At 66.1% G+C, this 23,823-nt stretch carries 19 protein-coding genes; 11 read left to right on the forward strand and 8 right to left on the reverse strand.

What is annotated here, in order from left to right; genetic code table 11:
- Nucleotides 1–10 precede the first annotated feature (10 nt).
- The 7 genes from HH800_RS17445 to HH800_RS17475 form a co-directional block, all read right to left on the reverse strand.
- On the reverse strand, nt 11–694 hold the full coding sequence (locus HH800_RS17445; protein WP_010335919.1) for a Fe2+-dependent dioxygenase: 684 nt from the start codon (nt 692–694) through the stop codon (nt 11–13).
- An 83-nt stretch (nt 695–777) separates the two neighbouring features.
- Nucleotides 778–1,545 (reverse strand): energy transducer TonB, encoded by a 768-nt coding sequence (locus HH800_RS17450; RefSeq protein WP_169861855.1) that lies wholly within the window; start codon nt 1,543–1,545, stop codon nt 778–780.
- A gap of 147 nt (nt 1,546–1,692) precedes the next feature.
- Nucleotides 1,693–1,983: a ribbon-helix-helix domain-containing protein gene (locus tag HH800_RS17455; protein ID WP_004208455.1), complete on the reverse strand. Its 291-nt coding sequence runs from the start codon at nt 1,981–1,983 to the stop codon at nt 1,693–1,695.
- Complete coding sequence (gene phbB, locus HH800_RS17460) at nt 1,983–2,705, reverse strand: acetoacetyl-CoA reductase (RefSeq protein ID WP_004208456.1); 723 nt, start codon at nt 2,703–2,705, stop codon at nt 1,983–1,985. Before phbB ends, HH800_RS17455 begins: the two co-directional genes overlap by 1 nt.
- 19 nt (nt 2,706–2,724) lie before the next feature.
- Complete coding sequence (hemH, locus tag HH800_RS17465) at nt 2,725–3,732, reverse strand: ferrochelatase (RefSeq protein WP_169861856.1); 1,008 nt, start codon at nt 3,730–3,732, stop codon at nt 2,725–2,727.
- Nucleotides 3,732–6,011: a molybdopterin cofactor-binding domain-containing protein gene (locus HH800_RS17470; protein WP_169861857.1), complete on the reverse strand. Its 2,280-nt coding sequence runs from the start codon at nt 6,009–6,011 to the stop codon at nt 3,732–3,734. Before HH800_RS17470 ends, hemH begins: the two co-directional genes overlap by 1 nt.
- Before the next feature lie 39 nt (nt 6,012–6,050).
- Nucleotides 6,051–6,485, reverse strand: coding sequence for a CoA-binding protein (locus HH800_RS17475; RefSeq protein WP_169861858.1), 435 nt, complete (start codon nt 6,483–6,485; stop codon nt 6,051–6,053).
- 163 nt (nt 6,486–6,648) lie between these two features.
- On the opposite strand from HH800_RS17475, the gene HH800_RS17480 reads away from it, so the two are divergent.
- Nucleotides 6,649–7,326 (forward strand): hypothetical protein, encoded by a 678-nt coding sequence (locus HH800_RS17480; RefSeq protein ID WP_169861859.1) that lies wholly within the window; start codon nt 6,649–6,651, stop codon nt 7,324–7,326.
- A gap of 49 nt (nt 7,327–7,375) precedes the next feature.
- Nucleotides 7,376–7,834, forward strand: coding sequence for a GNAT family N-acetyltransferase (locus HH800_RS17485; RefSeq protein WP_169861860.1), 459 nt, complete (start codon nt 7,376–7,378; stop codon nt 7,832–7,834).
- Here the strand turns inward: HH800_RS17485 and HH800_RS17490 are convergent, their stop codons facing one another.
- The gene (locus tag HH800_RS17490; protein ID WP_037508243.1) at nt 7,835–8,800 is read right to left on the reverse strand and encodes an Mrp/NBP35 family ATP-binding protein; all 966 of its coding nucleotides are present in this window, start codon (nt 8,798–8,800) and stop codon (nt 7,835–7,837) included.
- 73 nt (nt 8,801–8,873) lie between these two features.
- Between HH800_RS17490 and hflK the strand changes: the two genes are divergently transcribed.
- From hflK to rpoB, 9 genes are all read left to right on the forward strand, one after another.
- Entirely contained in the window at nt 8,874–10,004 is a 1,131-nt protein-coding gene (gene hflK / locus HH800_RS17495; protein WP_169861861.1) for an FtsH protease activity modulator HflK, read from the forward strand.
- Nucleotides 10,001–10,840 (forward strand): protease modulator HflC, encoded by an 840-nt coding sequence (gene hflC / locus HH800_RS17500; RefSeq protein WP_004208464.1) that lies wholly within the window; start codon nt 10,001–10,003, stop codon nt 10,838–10,840. The genes hflK and hflC overlap by 4 nt, the downstream gene beginning before the upstream one ends.
- 128 nt (nt 10,841–10,968) lie before the next feature.
- Nucleotides 10,969–12,477 carry a Do family serine endopeptidase gene (locus tag HH800_RS17505; protein ID WP_017500403.1) on the forward strand — a complete coding sequence of 503 codons (1,509 nt, stop codon included), beginning with the start codon at nt 10,969–10,971 and terminating at the stop codon, nt 12,475–12,477.
- Between the two features lie 117 nt (nt 12,478–12,594).
- Nucleotides 12,595–14,226: a helicase HerA-like domain-containing protein gene (locus HH800_RS17510; protein WP_169861862.1), complete on the forward strand. Its 1,632-nt coding sequence runs from the start codon at nt 12,595–12,597 to the stop codon at nt 14,224–14,226.
- Nucleotides 14,227–14,297: 71 nt separating this feature from the next.
- A complete protein-coding gene (locus HH800_RS17515) occupies nt 14,298–15,602 on the forward strand; it encodes an MFS transporter (RefSeq protein WP_037508247.1) in 1,305 nt (434 codons plus the stop codon).
- Nucleotides 15,599–16,516: a cysteine synthase A gene (gene cysK / locus HH800_RS17520; RefSeq protein ID WP_010338110.1), complete on the forward strand. Its 918-nt coding sequence runs from the start codon at nt 15,599–15,601 to the stop codon at nt 16,514–16,516. The genes HH800_RS17515 and cysK overlap by 4 nt, the downstream gene beginning before the upstream one ends.
- Before the next feature lie 19 nt (nt 16,517–16,535).
- Entirely contained in the window at nt 16,536–17,921 is a 1,386-nt protein-coding gene (locus HH800_RS17525) for a cell wall hydrolase (RefSeq protein WP_169861863.1), read from the forward strand.
- Nucleotides 17,922–17,993: 72 nt separating this feature from the next.
- Complete coding sequence (locus tag HH800_RS17530) at nt 17,994–19,337, forward strand: aminotransferase class V-fold PLP-dependent enzyme (RefSeq protein ID WP_169861864.1); 1,344 nt, start codon at nt 17,994–17,996, stop codon at nt 19,335–19,337.
- Nucleotides 19,338–19,643: 306 nt separating this feature from the next.
- Nucleotides 19,644–23,801 carry a DNA-directed RNA polymerase subunit beta gene (rpoB, locus tag HH800_RS17535; protein ID WP_169861865.1) on the forward strand — a complete coding sequence of 1,386 codons (4,158 nt, stop codon included), beginning with the start codon at nt 19,644–19,646 and terminating at the stop codon, nt 23,799–23,801.
- Nucleotides 23,802–23,823: the final 22 nt, after the last annotated feature.

Consider the following 23,823-nt stretch of genomic DNA (forward strand, 5'->3'; position numbering starts at 1 on the left):
GGCAGCAGGCTCAGGCGTCGGCCCAGCGGCGCAGCAGATTATGATAGACGCCGGTCAGGCGGATCACCTGCGCATCGTCATGGCCGCGATCGAGCGCCAGTTGCTGGATCGAACTGTCGAGATCGAACAGCATCTGGCGCGCGGCATCGTCGCGGATCATCGACTGCATCCAGAAGAAGCTGGCGACGCGCCGGCCCTGCGTCACCGGTTCGACCCGATGCAGCGAGGAGGAGGGATAGAGCACCGCCTGCCCCGCCGGCAGCTTCACCTGCTGCACGCCGAAATTGGTCTCGATCGTCAGTTCGCCGCCCTCATAGCTTTCCGGCTCCTCCAGGAAGACGGTGATCGACAGGTCGGATCGCACGCGAAAGCCGGTGCCGGCCTGGATGCGCACGGCATTGTCGACATGGGTGCCGAACGCCTGCCCGCCGGCATAGCTGTTGAACAAAGGCGGAAAGATCTTGAGCGGCAGCGCGGCGGCGATGAACAGGGGCGATCGCCCAAGCGCATCGAGGATCATCTGTCCCGCCTGGCGCGCTTCCGGCGCGCTTTCGGGCAGTTGCAGGTTGCGCTTGGCCAGCGCCGACTGATGGCCGGAGGTGACATTGCCATCGACCCATTGCGCGGCATCGATCAGCGCGCGGATGTGGGCGACGCCGGCGGCATCGATCAGGTCGGGAATGACGATCAGCATGAAGGATACTCCGGGGCGGGATGGCCTGGGCCTGCGGTCGGGCGAGGCGCGCCGGTGAGGCGCTGTCTGTCAGGCCCTGTCTGTCAGACCTTGTCGGTGCGGATGACGAAGGGGATTTCGACCACGCCCTTCACCCGCACGGCCTGACCGTCACGGATGATCGGGCGCCAGCGCCAATGCTTCACCGCATCGCGCGCGGCATCATCCAGTCGCGCAAAACCACTGCTGCGGGCGATGCCGATGCTCTCGACACCGCCGTCGGTGCCGACCACCAGCACCAGGACGACGGTGCCCTGCTCGCGCTTGCGCCGGCTGTCGATCGGATAGCGGGGCGGCTTGCCCGACACCATCTGCGCGCCGATATCGCCCGCCTGGACGACCGAAGGGGCCGCGGCAGCCATGACCGGCGCGGCAGGGGCCGGCGGCGATGGCGGGGCCGACACGGCGACCGGCGATGGCGCGGGGATCGGATCGGGCGTGGTGGCGATCTGCACCGGCGGCACCGGCGTCTGGACGATCGGCGGCGGCGCCACGACCTGCGGCTGGGATGGCGGCGGCGGGGGCGCTTCGGCGGCGGGCGGTGGCGGGGGTGGCGACAGGTTCACCACCGTCAGCTTCGCCTCTTCGGCCCGGACGACATGATTGCGCACCTGGATCAGCGCGCCGATCAGCAGCGCATGCACGACCAGGATGGCGGCAATGGCGGGCAGGTTCGGACCGCGCCGGGCGCCATAGCGTTCGGCCGGAACAGCGATGGCACGCCCGCTGGCAACGGGCATCGGACGATCGTCACCGACATCGGCGAAATCGGTCGCATAGACCTCCGCCCTGCCCTGTGCCGCCTGCAGCATTGCCCGTCCTCCGTCCGTCAGCCCCGGTCCGCGATACAGCGGACCATAATGCGAATCAATTTCATTCGCAGCGCCCTAGCCTATTTCGCCCCGGCGCAGAAGTGCGGAAGAAACGCTATAGCAATAAGGGAAAGCGGCGGGAGACGCTCAGCCCGGCGGCGAATCCTGTGTCCGGACGCGGGCAAAGAGCCAGCAGCGGATCGCGCTGGCCAGATTGGGGGGATCGTCGGCCGCCATCCGCGTCACGTCGATGCGGGCGATCAGCGCATTGATCGGCAATTCGGCCTCGGCCGCGGCATCGCGCAGCGCCTGCCAGAAAATCGGCTCCAGGCTGATCGCGGTCTGGTGCCCGGCAATGGTCACGCTGCGCTTGACCGGAGGGGCAAAGGGCGACGCCCCGGACGCGGCTGCGCCATCGGAAGCGTCGCCCTTGGCCATCAATACATGTGCTGGCCGCCGTTGATCGACAGCGTGCTGCCGGTCACGAAGCCGCCTTCGTCGCTGCAGAAGAAGGCGACGCCGCGCGCGATCTCATGCGCCTGGCCCAGACGGCCGACCGGGATCTTGGCGACGATCTTTTCCAGCACCGGTGCCGGCACGGCGGCGACCATGTCGGTGTCGATATAGCCGGGCGCGATCGCATTGACGGTGACGCCATATTTGGCGCCTTCCTGCGCCAGCGCCTTGGTGAAGCCGTGGATGCCCGACTTGGCGGCGGCATAGTTGACCTGGCCATATTGGCCGGCCTGGCCGTTGATCGAACCGATATTAACGATCCGGCCCCAGCCGCGCTCGCGCATGCCGCCAAAGGTCGCCTTGGCCATGTTGAAGCAACCGCCAAGGTTGATGCGCATGACTTCGTTCCAGTCGTCGAAGCTCATCTTGGCGAGCACGCCGTCACGGGTGATGCCCGCATTGTTGACGACGATGTCGACCGGGCCGAGCGCTTCCGCCACCGCAGCGCAGCCATCCAGGCAGGCCTGATGATCGCCGACGTCCCATTTGAAGCTGGCAATGCCGGTGGCGTCGGTGAAGGCCTTGGCCTTTTCCTCGTTGCCGGCATAGTTGGCGGCAACCGTATATCCCATTTCCTTGAGTGCCAGGCTGATGGCTTCCCCGATACCGCGGGTTCCGCCGGTCACGATCGCTACTCTCGACATGCGCCTGTCCTCTCCTGTGCTAGACCCTCTGGTCCACCCATCCTGAAAGCTCGCGGCCGACCAGCCGCTGGTAGAGGGTGATAGCTTCGGGGGATGCGTTTAGACAGGGCAAAAAGGCAAATTTTTCGCCACCTTCCGCTAAAAAAACTTCTTTCGCGCGAAGTCCGATTTCCTCTAGGGTTTCCAGACAATCTGCCGAAAATCCGGGTGTCACGACAGCAATGTTCCGGACACCTTCCTTCACCAATCTGGTGAGCGTCGCCTCTGTCTCCGGTTCCAGCCATTTGGCCCGGCCGAAACGCGACTGGAAGCTCATATGGACGGGCAGGTCCATCGCCGCATCGAGCAGCCGGACCGTCTCCACCGACTGGTGATAATAGGGGTCGCCCAGCTTCAGCGTCCGTTCCGGCATGCCATGGAAACTGGCGAGCAGCGCGTCGGGCCTGAAGTCGAGCTGCGCCAGATGGCCGTCGATCGACGCCTTCAACGCGGCGATATAGTCGGGATCGGCATAATAAGGCGGCAGGGTGCGGATCGCCGGTTGCAGCCGCATGTCGGCCAGCGCGGCAAAGGCCTTGTCCAGCGCGGTCGCGGTGGTCGCGCCGGAATATTGCGGATAGAGCGGCGCCAGAAGGATGCGCTCGCAACCCTGCGCCATCATCGCCTGGAGCCGGCTGGCGATCGACGGATTGCCATAGCGCATCGCCCAGTCGACGATCAGGTCCGGCCCCATCGCCTGCTGCAACGCCTCCGCCGTCTCGCGGGTATAGACCGCCAGCGGCGATCCGCCGGGCATCCACACCTGCTGATAGGCATGGGCCGACTTTTTCGGCCGCGTCGTCAGCACCGCGCCGCGCAGGATCGGCTGCCAGATAATCTGCGGAATTTCCACCACGCGCGGGTCGGACAGGAATTCCGCCAGATAACGGCGCACCGATTTGGCATCGGGCGCGTCGGGCGTGCCGAGATTGATCAGCAACACGCCGACGCGCGATGGCGTTCGAGTGTCAATTTCGCTGTCAGGCATCAGCCATTTCCCATGATTGGCAGACTGCGGAATCGCTGCCCGGTGACGGTGAAGAGCGCATTGGCGATCGCCGGCGCGGCGAGCGGCGCGCCAAGGTCGGTGACGCCGGCCGGATCGGCCGTGCTGCGGATCAGTTCCACGCTGATCTCTCCGATGTCGCCCAGCCGCGGCAGGTTCATCCGCCCCAGCATCGCGCGCGTCGGCATGCCACCGGCATAGGGCACCGACGCCCCCATGGCGAGCGCGAGGCCATGGATCAGCCCGCTTTCTATCTGCTGCCGCGCGATATCGGGATTGACCTGATCGCCGCAATCCACCGCCGCAACCATCCGCCGGACGCTGAGCTTGCTGCCCTCGATCCCCGCCTCGACCATCACGGCGGCATAGGCGCCGTTCATCATATGCGCGGCGATCCCCTGACCGCTGCCGGCAATGCCACCCTGCCAGCCGCCCATGGCTGCGGCGGTGGACAGGCAATGCGCCAAGCGCGGATTGCCGCCCAGCATCTGGATGCGGAAGGACATCGCCTCGATCCCCGCCAGATGGGCGAGTTCATCCAGGAAGCATTCGGTGAAAAAGGCGCCATGGAGATGCGCATTGCCGCGCATGAAGCCGAGCGGCAGGCCAACGTCAGCGGGATAATGATCCACCGCCCAGTTCGGAATGGCATAGGGCGGCACCATGCCGGCCACCGCCAGCCGGGTCGCCTTGTCGCCCGCTTCGGCGGCCGCCTCATGCGGCAGCTTGCCATGGGCGATGCGCGACCAGGTCTGGGTCATGGCACAGGGGGCCGCCACCTTGGCCAGCCACCCCTCGACCATCCCACCACGGCCCAGCTTGGCCGCCATGCGGGCATGGGCCGGCGCGCCGGGCCGATCCTGGATCACATCCTCCAGCCGCGACCAGAGCAGTTGCACCGGGCGGCTAACATCACGCGCGATCAGCGCCGCCTGCACGCCCGCCTCCCAATCCATATGCCGTCCGGTCGCGCCGCCGGCATGGAGCGGGTAGAGCGTCACCGCGCTGTCCGACAGGCCGAGCGCATCGGCGATCGCGGCGCGGGCCAGCGCGGGCGCCTGCGTCGCCATCCAGACTTCGGCGCCCTCCTCCGTCACCCGCGCCGTCGCGCACATCGGCTCCAGCGCCAGATGCAGGCCGGGATCGACCTGATATTCGCTGGCCAGGATCGTCGCCTTCTCGAACACCGGCAGCAGGTCGCCCTGTACATAGAGACGCCGGCCGGCATCCCCGGAAAAGGCATCCTCCAGCGCAGCATCGATGCGGCCGCTGTCGACCGGCGTGCCGCGCAGGGTGAAGCTGGGATCGATCAGGTCGAGCGCCCGGTTCGCCGCCCACCAGTTGGTGCCGACCGCCGCGATCCAGCGCTCGGTGCGGACCAGTTTCAGGAAGCCGGTGACCTTCTGCGCCTCGGCATCGCGCGCATCCTTCAGCACGGCGTCGCCGATCGGCCCCTGCCGGATCGAGGCGAAGACCATGTCGGGCAGGCGGATGTCGGCGGCGAAATTATGGCTGCCGTCGATCTTGGACGGGGTGTCGAGCCGCGGCAGATCCTGCCCGGTCAGCCGGCCGTCATTGCCCTGTCGATAGGGCAGGATGTCGGGCAAGGTGAAACCGGCGGCATCCTCCACCACATCGCCCAGCCGCAGCTTGCGCTCCGCGCCGTCGGTGATGATGCCATTCTGGATGTCGCAGCTTTCCCAGGGCACGCCCCAGCGCGCCGCCGCCGCCTTGCACAGCAGCACGCGCGCCGCCGCACCGGCCCTACGATAGGCATCATGGAACATCGGCACCGACGTGCCCGCCCCGGTCAGCATCAGCGCGCTGCGCGTCGCATATTGGTCGATTGCCCAGGTGCCGGCATCGCCCGCCACGCGGGTCCAGTCGCTCGCCAGCCAGTCACGCGCCAGCAGGCCGTTGGCATAGAGCGGGCTGATCGGCGCGCTCTGCACCGCGACGGTGCGCCAGTCGGCGCCCAGTTCGTCCGCCAATATCTGCGGCAGGATGGTGGACACCCCCTGCCCCATTTCGGTCTGCGGCACGATGGCGATCACCTGCCCCGCCCGGTCGATCTTGAGGAAGGCGTCGAATACCTGTTCGCCCGGCCCGACATTGAGATTGGGCCGATAGCTGCGCGGCCAGGCCGCCCAGGCCAGAACCAGTCCCGCTGCCGCACCGCCACCGATCAGCAGCGTGCGACGGCTCACACCTCTATCGCTCAAACCTCTGTCTTTGCGTCGTTTCAACGGTGCCCGCGCCATGGCCTTGCTGATAGAGGCGCGGGGCCGTGCTGCCTAGGGCTAATCCGCCGCGATCGGCGCAAGGCCAAGCCGCCGGATCTCGATCGCCGGGCAATAGTCCATCACGACCTTGAGGCCCGCCGCTTCGGCCCGCGCCGCGGCATCGGCATCGATCACCCCCAATTGCATCCAGACCGACTTGGCGCCAGCGGCGATCGCCTGGTCCACCACCTCGCCCGCGACCTCGCTGCGTCGGAAGATATCGACCATGTCGATCCGCACGCCAATGTCCGACAGCCGATCCCAGACAAATTCGCCATGGACATGTTCGCCGGCGATCTGCGGATTGACCGGCAGCACCCGATAGCCATGATCCTGCAGCGTCTTCATCACACTATAGCTCGGCCGGTCGGGGCGATCGGAAATACCGACCAGCGCGATCGTCCGGGTTTCGTTGAGCAGATCGGCAATATCCTGCGCGGCGGTGAGCGGCATGGCGGTCCTCCTGTTCTAATCCCCGATATGGGCAGGGCGAAGGCGCGAACAAGGGGCCTGGCGCGCCCCGCTCCTAACCAATTCCTAAGCAGCGTCCAGCTAGGCCGGGCAATGCGCGATTCGCGCCGGCCGGTGGGGACGGGCCGCATTCAGGGGGTCTGAGATGAAGTCTGTCGTCATTACCGCGCTTGCCATCATGTCCGCGACTGCCCAGCCGCTGCTGGCACAGGCCGATGCGCCGCTGCCCGTCATGCAGCCGCCCGAGGCCAGTCCGGCCATGGTCCTGCCCGCCAACACCGCCGTCATGCTGCGCATGAACAGCGAATTGTCGAGCAAGACCGCCAAGGAAGGGTCGATGTTCGACCTGTCGGTCGCCGACCCGGTGATGGTCGATGGCTATGTCGTCATCCCGATGAACGCCCGCGCCGTGGGCGAAGTGACCTGGCTGACCGGCAAGGGCGCCTTCGGCAAGTCGGGCAAGATGAATATCGAGCTGCGCTATATCGAAGTCGCCGGGCGCCGCATCCCGATCAAGGGCAGCTTCCGCCAGGAGGGCGAAGGCAATACCGCCGCAACCATCGGTGGCGTGATCGCGGCCGGCGTGTTCGCGGGCTTCATCACCGGCAAGACGGCTATCATCCCGGCGGGCCGGGAACTGCAGGCCTTCACCCAGAATGAGATCGCGCTGGCGCCGCCGCGCCGCCCCGCGCCCATGCCGGGCCAGCCGGCACCGATCCCCGCCAGCTATACGCCCGCACCCCGCGCTGCGCCGCTGCCGGCCGCCCGGCCAGCACCGCGTCGGTCGATGGTCGACCCGTCGCTGGAGATCAACGTCAAATAAGCCGGACTTGGCCGTGGCGCACCGCACGCGCCACGGCTAGACCCTGCCCATGTTCGATATTCGCGAAGACGATCTGAGCGGCGCACCGACCCGCGCGCTATTGGCCATCCATCTGGCCGGCATGCAGGCGGAATCGCCGCCAGAAAGCGTCTTCGCGCTCGACCTGTCAGGATTGCAGCAGCCCGACATTTGCGTCTGGACCGCCTGGGATGGCGACAGCATCGCCGGCGTCGCCGCGCTGCGCGATCTGGGCGGCGGCCAGGGCGAACTCAAATCGATGCGCACCCATCCCGATCATCTGCGCCGGGGCGTGGCCGCAGCGCTGCTGCGCCATATCATCGGGCAGGCACGGCAGCGCGGCATGACCCGGCTCAGCCTGGAAACCGGCAGCGGCCCCGCCTTCGATCCGGCGCTGACGCTGTATCGCCGGCACGGCTTCGGCAATGGCGAGGCGTTCGGCGATTATCGCGCGAGCGCCTTCAACCAGTTTCTGCACCTCAGCCTCTGATCAGGCGGCCTTCGCCAGCCAGGCCGCGACCTTTTCGGCGACGGCGCGGAAGGCATCGGCATGCGGCCCTTCGCCAGCCGCCGGCGGATCACCCGCGTCGGAGCGCTTGCGAATGTCGATCGCCAGCGGAATGCGGCCGATGAAGGACAGGCCAAGCTCTCCCGCCGCTGCTTCCGCGCCACCACAGCCGAACGGGTCGGACACTTCGCCACAATGCGGGCAGGCATAGCCGGCCATATTCTCGACCAGGCCGATCATCGGCACCTGCGCCTGTTCGAACAGGCTGATCGCGCGGGTCGCATCCATCAGCGCCAGATCCTGCGGCGTCGAGACGATGACGGCACCGGCCGGCTTGTGCTTCTGGAGCATGGTCAGCTGGATGTCGCCAGTGCCCGGCGGCAGGTCGATGACCAGCAGGTCGGTGTCGCCCCAGTCGGCGTCGATCAACTGCCCCAGCGCATTGCCGACCATCGGCCCGCGCCAGGCCAGCGCCTTGCCCGGATCGACCAGATGCGCCATCGACAGCATCGGAATGCCGAGCGGGCTTTCGACCGGGAACAGGCGCTTTTCGCGCGCCTGCGGCTTCTGGTCCTCGCTGGCGAGCAGACGCGCCTGCGACGGGCCATAGATATCGGCATCAACCAGACCGACCTTGTGCCCCAACCGCGACAAAGCGATGGCGAGATTGGCCGACAGGGTCGACTTGCCCACCCCCCCCTTGCCCGACGCCACGGCGATGATGCGCGGTGCGCGGCGTTCGGCGGTCATGGCAATGCGCACGTCGGTGACGCCCGGCAGCATCAGGCCGCCCTCGCGGATGGCGGCCGCCACGGCATCGCGCCGTTCGGGCGCCAGACCGCCCACGTCGAGCGCCAGGGTCATGACGCCATCCTTCACCCGCGGCGCGCTGGCACGGCCATCGGTCAGCGTCTTCAGGCGGGCGGCAAAATCATCGATATCGGTCATGACTGGGGCCTCTAGGCAATAATCGTCGTTAAGGGCACTGTTTTTCGCGTGCAGCCATTCCTATAGAGATGACATGAGAAGATTATTCGGGTGGATGCCCGGCATCGCGAGCGCCATGGCCCAGGGTCCCTGGGGCGGCAAGGGTGACGGGCCTGAGGGCAATGACGGACCGGGCAAGAACGGGTCCGGCGGGGGCAGTGATGGCCCGCGCAATCCCTGGACCCAGCCCGGCAAGCCGGCCGGCGCAAAATCCCCTTCCGCGATCGAGGAATTGCTGCGCAAGAGCCGCGAAAGCTTTGGCCAGGGCGGCGGCTTCGGTGGCCTGCCGCCGCGCGCGAACGGCCGGGCGCTGTGGCCGATTGCCGTCGGCATTGTCGTCGTCCTGTGGCTGGTGCTGACCAGTTTCCACCGGGTCGGCCCGCAGGAACGCGGCGTCGTCACCCTGCTCGGCAAATATAGCCGCACCCTCTCGCCCGGCATCAGCCTGACCCTGCCCGCCCCGTTCGAGGCGGTGCGCACGGTCGATGTCGAGGAAATCCGCACGATCGACATCGGCTCGGCCAGCGCGGAGAGCGAAAATCTGGTGCTGACCGGCGACCAGAATATCGTCGACCTGGCCTATTCGGTGCGCTGGAACATCCGCAATCCGGAACTCTATCTGTTCCAGCTGGCCGACCCGGATGCATCGATCCGCGAAGTCGCCGAAAGCGCGATGCGCTCGGTGGTCGCCAGCGTCAGCCTGGACGATGCGCTGGGTGCGGGTCGCACCGAGATCGAGCAGCAGGTCGAACAGCGGATGCAGGAGATTCTCGACGGCTACAAGTCGGGCATCCGTGTCCAGGGCGTGGCGATCAAGCAGGCCGATCCGCCGGCTGCCGTCAACGACGCCTTCAAGGAAGTGTCGGCCGCGCAGCAGACCGCCCAGACCTATCTGAACGAGGCCCGTGCCGCCGCACAGCAGGTCACGGCCAAGGCGCAGGGCGAAGCCGCAGCCTTCGACAAGGTCTATGAACAATATCGGCTGGCACCCGACGTGACCCGCCGGCGCATGTATTACGAAACCATGGAGGGTGTCCTGTCCACCGTCGACAAGACGATCGTCGAAAGCGGCAACGTCACCCCCTTCCTGCCCCTTCCCGAACTCAAGCGGCGCGCCCAGGGCACACCCCAGTCGGCTGCCAATGCGACGGAGGAAGGCCAGTGAGCTTGCGCAATCCCATCGCCCTCGCCATCGGCGCGATCATCCTGCTGATCCTGGTCGGCAGCACCGTCACCATCGTGCCGGAAACCCGACAGGGCGTGATCGTCCGCTTCGGCGAGCCCAAGCAGATCATCAACCGCTATCGCCCGAACGAGGATTTCGGCAAGACCGGCGCCGGCGTCATCCTGCGCGTGCCCTTCTTCGACCAGATCGTCTGGATCGACAAGCGCGTGCTCTCGGTCGAGATGGAGCGCCAGCAGGTGCTCTCGACCGACCAACTGCGCCTGCAGGTCGATGCCTTTGCCCGCTATCGCATCGTCGATCCGCTGCGCATGTATATTTCCGCCGGCAGCGAGGAAAAGGTGTCGGACGCGCTGCGCCCGATCCTGGGCTCGGCACTGCGCAACGAACTGGGCAAGCGGCCTTTCGCCGCGCTGCTCAGCCCCGAGCGCGGCCAGGTGATGCAGAATATCGAGGCCGGGCTTGACCGGGTCGCGCGCCAATATGGCGCCGAGATCGTCGACGTGCGGATCAAGCGCGCCGACCTGCCCGACGGCACGCCGCTGGAAAGCGCCTTCACCCGCATGCGCACCGCGCGCCAGCAGGAAGCGCTGACGATCCGCGCCCAGGGCCTGAAGCAGGCACAGATCATTCGCGCCGAAGCCGACGCCAATGCCGCCCGCATCTATGCGGAAAGCTTTGGCAAGGACGCGAATTTCTATGACTTTTATCGCGCCATGCAGGCCTATCGTTATACCTTCGCCCCGGATCGGGCGGGCGGCACGACGATGGTGCTGTCGAAGGACAATGAGTTCCTGAAGCAGTTCCAGGGCCGCTAACAGCAGGTTTCAGGATCATTACGGAACCAGTGTCATTCAATATCGGTTAAGGCAGGGCGGCGCATCGATAAGGCTCCCCGAGAGTCCCGCCCTTCCCGCTCCCGAATTTCTGAAGAGGACCGTCACGAGTGCGTTACGCTTATGCCATCACCGGCGCCCTGCTGCTCGGCGGCACCGCCATCGCCGTCACGACCAGTTCCAATGTCGGCGCGCAGACCGCCCAGAATGAAGGCCTGCAGGCCGCTGCCCCCGCCGGCGCGCCCGCCAGCCTGGCCGACATGGTCGAAAAGCTGCAGCCGGCCGTGGTCAACATCTCGACCAAGCAGCGCGTCACCGTGCAGAATCCCTTCGCCGGCACGCCCTTTGGCGACCTGTTCGGCCAGGGTGGCGGCGGCAAGCCGCAGACCCGTCAGGCCCAGTCGCTTGGCTCGGGCTTCCTGATCTCGGCCGATGGCTATATCGTGACCAACAATCACGTCGTGTCGGCCGGTGCGGAAGGCGCTAGCGTCGACAGCATCACGGTCACCATGACCAACAAGGAAGAATATCCCGCCAAGCTGGTCGGCCGCGATCCCGCAACCGACCTTGCCGTGCTGAAGATCGACGCGAAGAAGCCCCTGCCCTTCGTCAAGTTCGGCGACAGCACCAAGGCGCGCGTCGGTGACTGGGTCGTCGCGATCGGCAATCCCTTCGCCCTGTCGGGCACCGTGACCGCCGGCATCATCTCCGCCGTGCATCGCGGCACCGGCGGCACCTATGACAAGTTCATCCAGACCGACGCCTCGATCAATCAGGGCAATAGCGGCGGTCCGATGTTCGACATGCGCGGCAACGTGATCGGCATCAACAGCCAGATCCTGTCGCCTTCGGGCGGCAATGTCGGCATCGGCTTCGCCATCCCCTCGGAACAGGCAGCGCCGATTGTCGACACGCTGCGCCAGGGCCAAAGCATCAAGCGCGGCTATCTGGGCGTGCAGATCAGCCCGCTGGGCGAGGATATGGCGGACTCGCTCGGCCTCGCGAAGAATCGCGGCGAGTTCGTGCAGGGCGTCGAGCCTGGCAAAGGCGCCGAAAAGGCCGGCATCAAGGCGGGCGACGTGATCGTCAGCGTCGCCGGTCAGGAAGTGACGCCGGACCAGAATCTGTCGTCGATCGTCGCCAACAGCAAGATCGGGTCGAGCGTGCCGATCGTGCTGCTGCGCAACGGCCAGCGCATGACCCTGAACGCGGTCGTGGGCGAGCGCCCGAGCGAAGACGAACTCAATAACTTCGCCCAGCAGCAGGATGATGATTTCAGCCAGCAGGGCGACCAGGGCAGCGATACCCAGGCAGCGCAGAAGTCGCTGGGCATCTCCGCCATCCCGCTGACCCCCAGCATCACCCGCCAGCTGGGCGTTGCCGGCGACACCCGCGGCATCGTCATCACTGCCGTTGACGGGTCGACCGATGCCGGTGCCAAGGGCCTGCGTCGCGGCGACGTGATCCTGTCGGCCAACAACCGGCCGGTGCTGACCCAGGCGGATCTGGATGCACAGGTGAAGGCGGTGTCGGCCCAGGGTCGCAACGCCATCCTGCTGCAGGTGCTGCGTCGCGGCCAGGCGCCGTTGTTCCTGCCAATCCGCCTGCGCGACAAGTAAGTCAGCGAAAGCGACAATCGTTACGGGCCGCGCTTGCCGGATTGCCTGCCTCCCTTCTAAGAAGGAGCAGACAGTCCGGCGGGCGCGGCCCGACCCGTTTTTGAGGAGCATAAGCCCATGAGCGACGGCATCTTCCTTGGTCTGGGCGCGCCCGAAAAGGACGGCGGCATCCCCCAATATCTGAACCTGCGCCGGGCCAATCGCCACGGCCTGATCGCCGGCGCCACCGGCACCGGCAAGACGGTGACGTTGCAGGGCATCGCCGAAAGCTTCTCGGCGCTCGGCGTCCCGGTGTTCGTGGCCGATGTGAAGGGCGACCTGTCGGGCATTTCGATGGCCGGTTCGCCGACCGCCAAGAATGCCGACAAGCTGGTGTCGCGCGCCAAGGAAATCGGCATCGCCGATTACAGCTATGCCGACAATCCCGCGATCTTCTGGGACCTCTATGGCGAACAGGGCCATGCGATCCGCACCACGGTCAGCGAGATGGGGCCACTGCTGCTGGCCCGGCTGATGGGCCTTAACGACACGCAGGAAGGCGTGCTCAACATCGCCTTCAAATATGCCGATGAGGAAGGGCTGCTGCTGCTCGACCTGGGCGATCTGCAGGCCATGCTCGCCTATTGCGCGGAAAATGCCGATACGCTGTCGGCCCGTTTCGGCAATGTGACCAAGGCCAGCGTCGGCGCGATCCAGCGCCAGTTGCTCCAGCTCGAAACCCAGGGCGGCGACCATTTCTTCGGAGAGCCCGCGCTCGACATCCACGACTTCCTGAAGGTGGACGACAAGGGGCGCGGTTATGTGAACATCCTCGCCGCCGACAAGCTGATGCAGAGCCCGAAGCTCTACGCCACCTTCCTGCTCTGGTTGCTGAGCGAATTGTTCGAGACGCTGCCCGAAGTGGGCGATCCGGAAAAGCCGGTGCTGGTCTTCTTCTTCGACGAGGCCCATCTGCTGTTCGACGACGCGCCGGCGGCATTGCAGGACAAGATCGAGCAGGTCGTGCGCCTGATCCGTTCCAAAGGCGTCGGCGTTTATTTCGTTACCCAGAACCCGATCGACATTCCCGAAGCCATTGCCAGCCAGCTCGGCAACCGGGTCCAGCATGCGCTGCGCGCCTTCACCCCGCGCGACCAGAAGGCGATCAAGGCCGCGGCCGACACCTTCCGCATCAACCCCGATCTCGACATCGAAACCGCGATCACCGAACTCAAGACCGGTGAAGCTTTGGTATCGCTGTTGCAGGAAGATGGTGCGCCGGGCGTGGTCCAGCGCACGCTGATCGCCCCGCCCCGCTCGCGCCTCGGCCCGGTCGATGCCAAGGAGCGGGCGATCATCCAGTCGATCTCGCCCTGCGAGGGCAAATATGACACCGCCGTCGACCGCGAATCCGCCGAGGAAATCCTGGCCGCGCGCGGCGAGGCCGCCGCTGCCGCCGCGCAGGCCGCCAAGGCCAAGGCCGAAGCCGACAAGGCCGCTGCCGCCCAGGCCAAGGTCGAGGCCAAGCAGCGCGAACAGGAGTTGAAGGAGCAGGCCCGGCGCGATGCCGCCGCCGCGCGCGAGGCAGCCAAGCCCAGCGGCTTCGACAAGGCGGTCCAGTCGGCGACCCGCTCCGCCGCCTCCTCGGTCGGCCGCCAGGTTGCCAACGAACTGGGCCGTGCCGTGTTCGGCGGATCAAGCCGCAAATCCTCGGGCGGTGGCATCGCCGGCCAGCTGGTGCGCGGCATATTGGGCAGTCTGTTCAAATAAGGATGGAAAGGGGCCGGTCGATTATGTCCGGCCCGTTGCTATCCGCCACGGGATAAGGCTAGAGCGCGGCCATGTCTTCCTCGGCTGCTGCACCCCACCCGCTCCATTTCGGCAATTTCCGCGCCTATCTGGTCGGCCGTTTCTGCGCCACGCTGGCGCAGTACAGCATGATGATCCTGCTCGCCTGGCAGGCCTATAATGTCGCGCGGGAGACGATGAGCACGGGCGCGGCATCGGCGCAGCTTGGCCTCATCGGCCTGGCGCAGTTCCTACCGCTCTTCTTCCTGACGCCGGTGACTGGCTGGGTGGCCGATCATTTTGACCGGCGGATCATCACCCGGCTGACGCTGGCGCTGCTGATGCTCGCCGCAGCCGTGCTGGCCTTCGCCACCTATGAGGGTTGGGTCAGCCTGCCGCTGATCTTCGGCATCGCGGTCATCGTCGGCATCGCCCGCGCCTTCAACGGGCCGGCCTATGGCGCATTGGCGCCCAATCTGGTGCCGCCTGCCGTGCTGCCGACCGCCATCGCCCTGTCGTCGGTCGCCTGGCAGACCGGCGACATCCTCGGCAAGGCGGTGGGCGGCTATGCCTATGCGATCGAGCCCTGGGCCGCCTATGCGCTGTCGGCGGCCTTGTTCGGCGTCGGCCTGATATCGATGATGATGATCGGGCCGGTGCCCCAGCCGCCGCGCCAGCAGGGCCGCCATCCGATCCGCCAGATGATCGACGGCTTCACCTACCTCAAGAGCAACCGGCTGGTGCTGGCGACGATCACGCTGGACCTGTTCGCGGTATTGCTGGCCGGTGCGACCGCGCTGCTGCCCGTCTATGCCCGCGACATCCTGCATGTCGGGTCGACCGGCTATGGCCATCTGGCGATCGCGCCGGGGATCGGCGCGGCGCTGACAGCGCTCTGGTTCTCCTTCCGGCCGATGAAGACGCAGGTCGGCCTCAAGATGCTGGCGGCGGTCATCCTGTTCGGCCTGGCCACGATCGCCTTCGGCTGCACCGCCTTCCTGCCGCGCGACATTGCGGTGGAGGCTGGGATCGCCGCGCTGATCGTGCTGGGCGGCGCCGACATGGTGTCGGTGTTCGTGCGCCAGTCGCTGGTGCAGCTGCACACGCCCGATGCGATGCGCGGCCGCGTTTCCAGCCTGTCGCAACTGACCATATCCGCGTCCAATGAACTGGGCGAAGCGGAATCGGGCTTCCTTGCGGCGCTCGTTGGGCCTATCGCTGCGGTCATCGGGGGTGGCGTCGGCGCCATTCTCGTCACGATATTCTGGGCGCGGCTCTTTCCCGAACTGCGCCTTGCACGCACTTTCGACCCACCCGACTTAAGGGAGGCGGACATCAGCCAGGAGACGGCCCAATGAAAGCTGCCACTATTCTCGATACCATCGGCAATACCCCCCATGTCCGGGTCAACCGGCTGTTCGGGGACGCTGAAGTGTGGATCAAGTCGGAACGGTCGAACCCCGGCGGGTCGATCAAGGACCGCATCGCGCTGGCCATGATCGAGGCGGCCGAAGCATCGGGCGACCTGAAGCCGGGCGGCACGATCATCGAGCCGACGTCGGGCAATACCGGCGTGGGCCTGGCCATGGTCGCCGCGGTCAAGGGTTACAAGCTGATCCTGGTCATGCCCGAAAGCATGTCGATCGAACGCCGCCGGCTGATGCTGGCCTATGGTGCCAGTTTCGACCTGACCCCGCGTGAAAAGGGCATGAAGGGCGCGATCGAACGGGCGCTGGAACTGGTGTCGCAGACGCCCGATAGCTGGATGCCGCAGCAGTTCGAGAATCCCGCCAATATCGACGTCCATGTCCGCACCACTGCGCAGGAAATCATCGCCGATTTCGCCGACGCGCCGATCGACGTGCTGATCAGCGGCGTGGGCACGGGCGGCCATATCACCGGCACTGCCGAGGTGCTGAAGAAGCAGTGGCCGAACCTTAAGGTCTATGCGGTTGAGCCGACCCTGTCGCCGGTCATCAGCGGCGGCCAGCCCGGCCCGCACCCGATCCAGGGCATTGGCGCCGGTTTCATCCCGGCGAACCTGCACACCCAGATCCTGGACGGCGTGATCCAGGTCGATCCGGCCGATGCGAAGGACTATGCCCGTCGCGCCGCCAGCCAGGAAGGCATGCTGGTCGGCATCTCGTCGGGCGCCACGCTCGCCGCGATCGCGCAGAAGCTGAAGGAACTGCCCGCGGGCAGCCGCGTTCTGGGCTTCAATTATGACACCGGCGAACGTTATCTCTCGGTGCCCGACTTCCTGCCCGAATAAACGGCACAAAGCCTAGGGCATGACCGGCGACACTTTCCCTGACCAGCCGCATCGCGCGATGTGGCTGATATGGCTGTTGCTGTTCGTCGGTCTGCCCATGGCGGTGGCCGGCTGGGAAAGCCGGCCGCGCGCTGGCGATGAGGTGGCGCAGGGCCGCCGGCTGGCGGCTGTTGCAGCCGCCCGCCAGCGCCGACCGGCAACGCCGCCGCCCGCCGTCGAACCCGTCGCGATTTTCGCGCTCGGCCCCGAACAGGCCCGCGACCTCAACGCCCAGATCCCCTTTTCCCGCGATCCCAATCCGTCGGCCCGGCCGTTCCTGTTCCGTGGATCGGAAACAGACCTTGCCCGCGCCACGGACTGCCTGGCGGCGGCCCAGCTTTACGAAGCGGGCGACGATGCTGTCGGCGAGCAGGCGGTGGCACAGGTCGTGCTCAACCGCGTGCGCCACCCGGCCTTCCCCAAGACTGTCTGCGGCGTGGTGTTCCAGGGGCAGGAACGGACCACCGGTTGCCAGTTCACCTTCACCTGCGACGGCGCACTGGCCCGCACGCCATCCATCGGCGCCTGGGCACGGGCGCGGGAGATTGCCCGCGGCGCGCTGGCCGGCAAGGTGTTCAAGGCGGTCGGCTATGCCACCCATTATCATACCGACTGGGTCGTGCCCTATTGGAGCGGCAGTCTGGACAAGATCACAGCGGTCGGCACGCATCTGTTCTTTCGGTGGCGCGGCTGGTGGGGCACGCCGCCTGCCTTCCGCCTGGGTGAAGCCGGTGGCGAGCCGCTGATCGCCCGCATCGCCCGCCTGTCCGCCGCGCATCAGGGCCTGCCGGGCAGCGGCCTGCCGGGCATGCCGCCGGTCCTGGCGACCGAAGCCGCCGCCGCGCTGGCCGCCAGGCCGGAACGCGCCATCGGATCGGACTCACTGGGCAAGACGATCGGCGGCGTCCGGCTGATCGCGATCGCACCGGGCGGGCGCAGCTTCCTGGTCGAACTCAATCGCAGCAGCCCGCCGGAAAGCTGGCCCGCGCTGGCCGAGACCTTCTGTGCCGGCCGGCCCGAATGCCGGATCATGGGCTGGCGCGGCGGCGCCGTCCCGACCGGCCTTCCGCTCAACGACGCCCAGCTTGAGGCGATGAGCTTCGCCTATATCCATTATGTCGGCAACGGATTGCAACGCGCGCTGTGGAACTGCAGCCAGTTCCCCCGCCCGACCAAGGCCGAATGCATGCGGCAGCGCGTGCCGACTGTCACGCCAGCACCGCCGCCAGCCGCCGTGATCCTGCCTTCGCTGGACGGGGTGCGGCGAAAGGAGCGGTTCGAGACGGTCAAGATTGCACCGGCCCCACCCACCGCGCCGCCGATCGTGACACCGAAGGTGACACCCGCAACGCCATCCGGCTCCTGATGCGGATGCTGCTGGCGGATTTCGTGCGCGATTACGTTATGGTATAAAATCACGACATTCTTCGGGGGCAAGATGGTTACGCGGCGGGGCTTTATCGGACGGGCAGGCGGCGCGCTGGGTGTCACTTTCGGTGTCAGCCTGGGGCTGGATGGCGCGGTTGCGGCCACGACCGGACCGTCAGATGGCTGGCCCGACGAGGCGCCCTTCCGCTTCACCGGCGACATGGCGGATTTCGAGGCGGCACAGCGCGCACTGCTGCCCCTCTATGACGTGGAGCGGGATTTCGCGACCTTCGACGCGGCCTATTATGGCGCGATGACCCGGCCGGTGGCGGCCAGCTATCGCGCCTATTCGCAATGGGTGAACCGCAACAATTCGCTGTTCCTGCGCAATGCCGCGCCCGGTCATCCGCGCGACGCCGAACTGGACCGGTCGCGCGCGGCCGTGGCAAAGCTGCTCGGCGCGCAGACCGAGGAGATCGCGCTGTCGGGCGGCGGCACCGAGGCGCTCTATGCGCTGATCGCCAATTATGCGCTGCTCAAGGCCGGCGACGCGGTGATCTATGCCGATGTCGACTATGACGAGATGCAATTTGCCTGCGACTATCTGGAGCAGAGCCGGGGCGCCCGCATCGTCCGCTTCAGCCTGCCCGAGCCGCATACGGAAGCGAATATCCTGGCCGCCTATGACAGGATATTGAAGGAAACGCCGCGCGCGAAGCTGCTGCTGCTCACCCATTTGTCCAACCGCAACGGGCTGGTGCCGCCGGTCAAGGCGATCGTCGCCATGGCCAAGGCACGGGGCGTCGACGTGATCCTGGACAGCGCCCAGGCCGTCGGCCACCTGCCCTTCACGGTCGAGGACACCGGCGCCGACTTCATCGGCTTCTCGCTGCACAAATGGCTGGCCGCGCCGCTCGGCACCGGCGGCATCTATATCCGCAAGGACCGGCTGCAGGACATTTCCCCCTGGCTCGGCAACCGCATCCATGGGCCGGAGGATATTCGCGCGCGCATCCCGACCGGCACGGTCGACTTCGCCGCCCGCCTGACCATCCCGCGCGCCATCGCGGTGCAGGATGCGATCGGACTGGAAGCGAAATATCGTCATCTCGTCCGGCTGCGCGACTATTGGGTCGAGCGGGTCCGCGACATCGCCGGATTGGAGATATTGGTGCCACAGGAGGCCGGCCGCTTCGGCGCCGTCACCGGTTTCCGCCTGCCCGGCATGAAAGGCCCGGATGGCGCCAAACAGGCGGCCAAGCTGTTCCTCGACAAATATCGCCTGCTGGTGGTGGCCAAGGCCGGGCTCGCATCCGGGCCAGTGCTTCGCGTGACGCCCGCCCTGTTCAACAGCAGCGCCGAGCTGGACCGATTGGTCGCGGCGATCAGGGCGGAGCGGCATCTCTTCACCTGACCCCCTTCACAAAGCCGCCCCCTTTTCCTATATGGGCGGTTCGAAATCGGTCCGTTCCCGTCCTCCCCGGATGGGACGGTCCGTCCCCCTCATCGCTCGGGGTCCGGTTCGCATGGCGCACGAAACCGGCGGAATTGGGCGAGTTTGGCGGGCAACAAGACGCTGACAGTGCGGATCGGACAGTCCCGGCCCGCACTTTTTTGCGTGGAATATGGGGTGCGAATCACCCCGGATTCCAGAGCATCCGGACTGAATTTCCGTTGCAATGCGGAAAAACACGACGAACAGACGACAGGCAGGAACCGCATGGCGACCAAGGCTCTCCCAACGATCAACACCGGCGCTAAGAAGCGCATCCGCAAGGTGTTCGGCGACATCCACGAAGTGGTGCAGATGCCGAACCTGATCGAAGTTCAAAGGGAGAGCTACGAACAGTTCCTCCGTTCCAACCCCGCGATCGGCTATGTCTCGGGCCTGGAAAAGACCCTGCGCAGCGTCTTCCCGATCCGCGACTTCGCCGGCACCGCCGAAATGGACTTCGTCCATTATGAGTTGGAAGACCCGAAGTTCGACGTCGAGGAATGCCGCCAGCGTGGCATCACCTATGCGGCGCCGATGCGCGTCACCCTGCGCCTGATCGTGTTCGAGGTCGATGCCGACACCGAAACCCGTTCGGTCCTCGATATCAAGGAGCAGGACGTGTACATGGGCGACATGCCGCTCATGACGCAGAACGGCACCTTCATCGTCAACGGCACCGAGCGCGTCATCGTGTCGCAGATGCACCGTTCGCCGGGCGTCCTGTTCGACCATGACCGTGGCAAGACCCACTCGTCGGGCAAGTATCTGTTCGCTGCCCGCGTCATTCCGTACCGTGGTTCGTGGCTCGACTTCGAGTTCGACGCCAAGGACATCGTTAACGTGCGTATCGACCGCAAGCGCAAGCTGCCGGTCACCGCGCTGCTGTACGCGCTCGGCCTTACCGCCGAGGAAATCCTGGGCCAGTTCTACAACAAGGTGACCTTCGTCCGTGGCGAAGGCGGCTGGCAGATCCCCTACACCGCCGAAGCCTGGCGCGGCCTGAAGCCCGCGTTCGACATCGTCGACGCCAAGTCGGGCGAAGTCGTGTTCGCCGCCGGCCACAAGATCAGCCCGCGCGCTGCCAACAAGGCGGAGAAGGATGGCCTGGCCACCCTGCTGATCCCGACCGAGGAAGTCTATGGCCGCTACAGCGCCTATGACCTGATCAACGAGAAGACCGGCGAAATCTACATCGAGGCCGGCGACGAAGTGTCGCCTGAAAACCTCGAAAAGCTGGACAAGGCGGGCATCGACCGCCTGGAACTGCTGGACATCGACCATGTCACCACCGGCCCCTGGATCCGCAATACGCTCAAGGCCGACAAGGCCGAAGAGCGCGACCAGGCCCTGAGCGACATCTATCGCGTCATGCGCCCCGGCGAGCCGCCGACGAAGGAAACCGCCGAAGCGCTGTTCGCCGGCCTGTTCTTCGATCCGGAACGCTATGACCTGTCCGCGGTCGGCCGCGTGAAGATGAACATGCGCCTCGACCTGGATGCCGAGGACACCGTCACCACCCTGCGCGTCGAGGACATCCTGGCGGTCGTCAAGGAACTGGTGAACCTGAAGGACGGCAAGGGCGAGATCGACGATATCGACAATCTCGGCAACCGTCGCGTCCGCTCGGTCGGCGAACTGCTGGAGAACCAGTATCGCGTCGGCCTGCTGCGCATGGAACGTGCGGTCAAGGAGCGCATGAGCTCGGTCGACGTGTCGACCGTGATGCCGAACGACCTGATCAACGCGAAGCCCGCCGTGGCCGCGGTGCGTGAATTCTTCGGCAGCTCGCAGCTGTCGCAGTTCATGGACCAGACCAACCCGCTGTCGGAAGTCACCCACAAGCGCCGCGTGTCGGCCCTTGGGCCGGGTGGTCTGACCCGTGAGCGCGCCGGCTTCGAAGTTCGCGACGTTCACCCGACCCATTATGGCCGTATCTGCCCGATTGAAACGCCCGAAGGCCCGAACATCGGTCTGATCAACTCGCTGGCCACCTTCAGCCGCGTCAACAAATATGGCTTCATCGAAACCCCGTACCGCAAGGTGATCGACGGCAAGGTGACCAACGACGTCGTCTATCTGTCGGCGATGGAAGAAGCCAAGCACACGATCGCGCAGGCCAACGCCGAAACCAATGCCGATGGCACGCTGGCGGAAGACCTGATCTCCGCCCGTGAAGCCGGCGAATTCCTGATGGCGCCGCGCGACAACATCACCCTGATGGACGTCAGCCCCAAGCAGCTGGTGTCGGTCGCGGCCTCGCTCATTCCGTTCCTGGAAAATGACGACGCCAACCGCGCGCTCATGGGATCGAACATGCAGCGTCAGGCGGTGCCGCTGGTCCGCGCCGAGGCGCCGTTCGTCGGCACCGGCATGGAAGGCACCGTGGCCCGTGACTCGGGCGCGGCGATCGCCGCCAAGCGCGCCGGCATCATCGACCAGGTCGACGCGACCCGTATCGTGATCCGCGCCACCGGCGATGTCGAACCCGGCCAGTCGGGCGTCGACATCTATACGCTGCAGAAGTTCCAGCGCTCCAACCAGGACACCTGCATTAACCAGCGTCCGCTGGTGAAGGTGGGCGAACTGGTGCAGGCCGGCGACGTCATCGCCGACGGCCCGTCGACCGAGTTCGGCGAGCTGGCGCTGGGCCGCAACGTGCTCGTCGCGTTCATGCCCTGGAACGGCTACAACTACGAAGACTCCATCCTGATCTCCGAGCGGATCGTGAAGGATGACGTCTTCACCTCGATCCATATCGAGGAGTTCGAGGTCATGGCCCGCGACACCAAGCTGGGTCCGGAAGACATCACCCGCGACATCCCGAACGTCGGTGAAGAAGCGCTGCGCAACCTCGACGAGGCAGGCATCGTCTACATCGGCGCCGAAGTGGAGCCGGGCGACATCCTGGTCGGCAAGATCACCCCCAAGGGTGAATCGCCGATGACCCCGGAAGAAAAGCTGCTCCGCGCGATCTTCGGTGAGAAGGCAAGCGACGTGCGCGACACCTCGCTGCGTCTGCCGCCGGGCGTTGCCGGTACCGTCGTGGAAGTCCGCGTGTTCAACCGTCACGGCATCGACAAGGACGAACGCGCCATGGCGATCGAGCGGGAGGAAATCGACCGTCTCGCCAAGGACCGTGAAGACGAACGCGGCATCCTCAACCGTGCGACCTTCAACCGTCTGCAGGAAATGCTGATCGGCCAGACCGCCACTGCCGCCCCCAAGGGCGTCAAGAAGGGCATTGTGATCGACGAGGCTCTGCTGGGCGAAGTCGAGCGTCACGAATGGTGGAAGTTCGCGGTCGAGGACGATGTCCGTCAGACCGGCATCGAAGCCGTCAAGGCGCAGTATGACGAAGCGGTGAAGCTGATCGTCGAGAAGTTCGAGGATCGCGTCGACAAGCTGCAGCGCGGCGACGAACTGCCCCCGGGCGTGCTGAAGATGGTCAAGGTGTTCGTCGCGGTGAAGCGCAAGCTGCAGCCGGGCGACAAGATGGCCGGCCGTCACGGTAACAAGGGTATCATCAGCCGCATCCTGCCGGCCGAAGACATGCCCTTCCTGGAAGACGGCACCCCCGTCGACTTCGTGCTGAACCCGCTGGGCGTGCCGTCGCGCATGAACGTCGGTCAGATCTTCGAAACCCATCTGGGCTGGGCCGCACGCGGCCTGGGCGCCCAGATCGGCCAGGCTCTGGACGCATGGCGCGAAGCCAATCCGAACCCCGAGGCGGGCCACCCCCCCGAGGCGGTGAAGGAACTGCTCAAGACGATCTATGGCGACAATTATGTCGCCGAAATCGAGGCGCGCAGCCCCGAGCAGATCGTCGAGCTGGCGCAGAATGTCCGTGCAGGCGTGCCGATGGCAACGCCGGTGTTCGACGGTGCCGTCGAATCCGACGTGTCGGCGATGCTGAAGCTGGCGGGCCTGGACGAATCCGGCCAGGTTTCGCTGTTCGATGGCCGTACCGGCGACGTGTTCGACCGCAAGGTGACCGTTGGCTACAAGTATGTCCTGAAGCTGCATCACCTTGTCGACGACAAGATCCACGCGCGTTCCATCGGCCCCTACTCGCTCGTCACCCAGCAGCCGCTGGGCGGTAAGGCGCAGTTCGGTGGCCAGCGCTTCGGTGAAATGGAAGTGTGGGCGCTCCAGGCCTATGGCGCCGCCTACACGCTGCAGGAAATGCTGACGGTGAAGTCGGACGACGTGGTCGGCCGCACCAAGGTCTATGAGGCGATCGTCAAGGGCGACGACACGTTCGAGGCCGGCATTCCCGAAAGCTTCAACGTGCTGGTCAAGGAAATGCGTTCGCTGGGCCTCAACGTCGAACTCGCCGCGATGGACGAGATTGACGACGACGGCATGGCGGCTGCGGCGGAATAAGGGATGCGCGGGCGCTGCTTCG

This window comes from Sphingobium yanoikuyae (genome assembly GCF_013001025.1).
In the GTDB taxonomy this organism is placed as follows: domain Bacteria; phylum Pseudomonadota; class Alphaproteobacteria; order Sphingomonadales; family Sphingomonadaceae; genus Sphingobium; species Sphingobium yanoikuyae_A.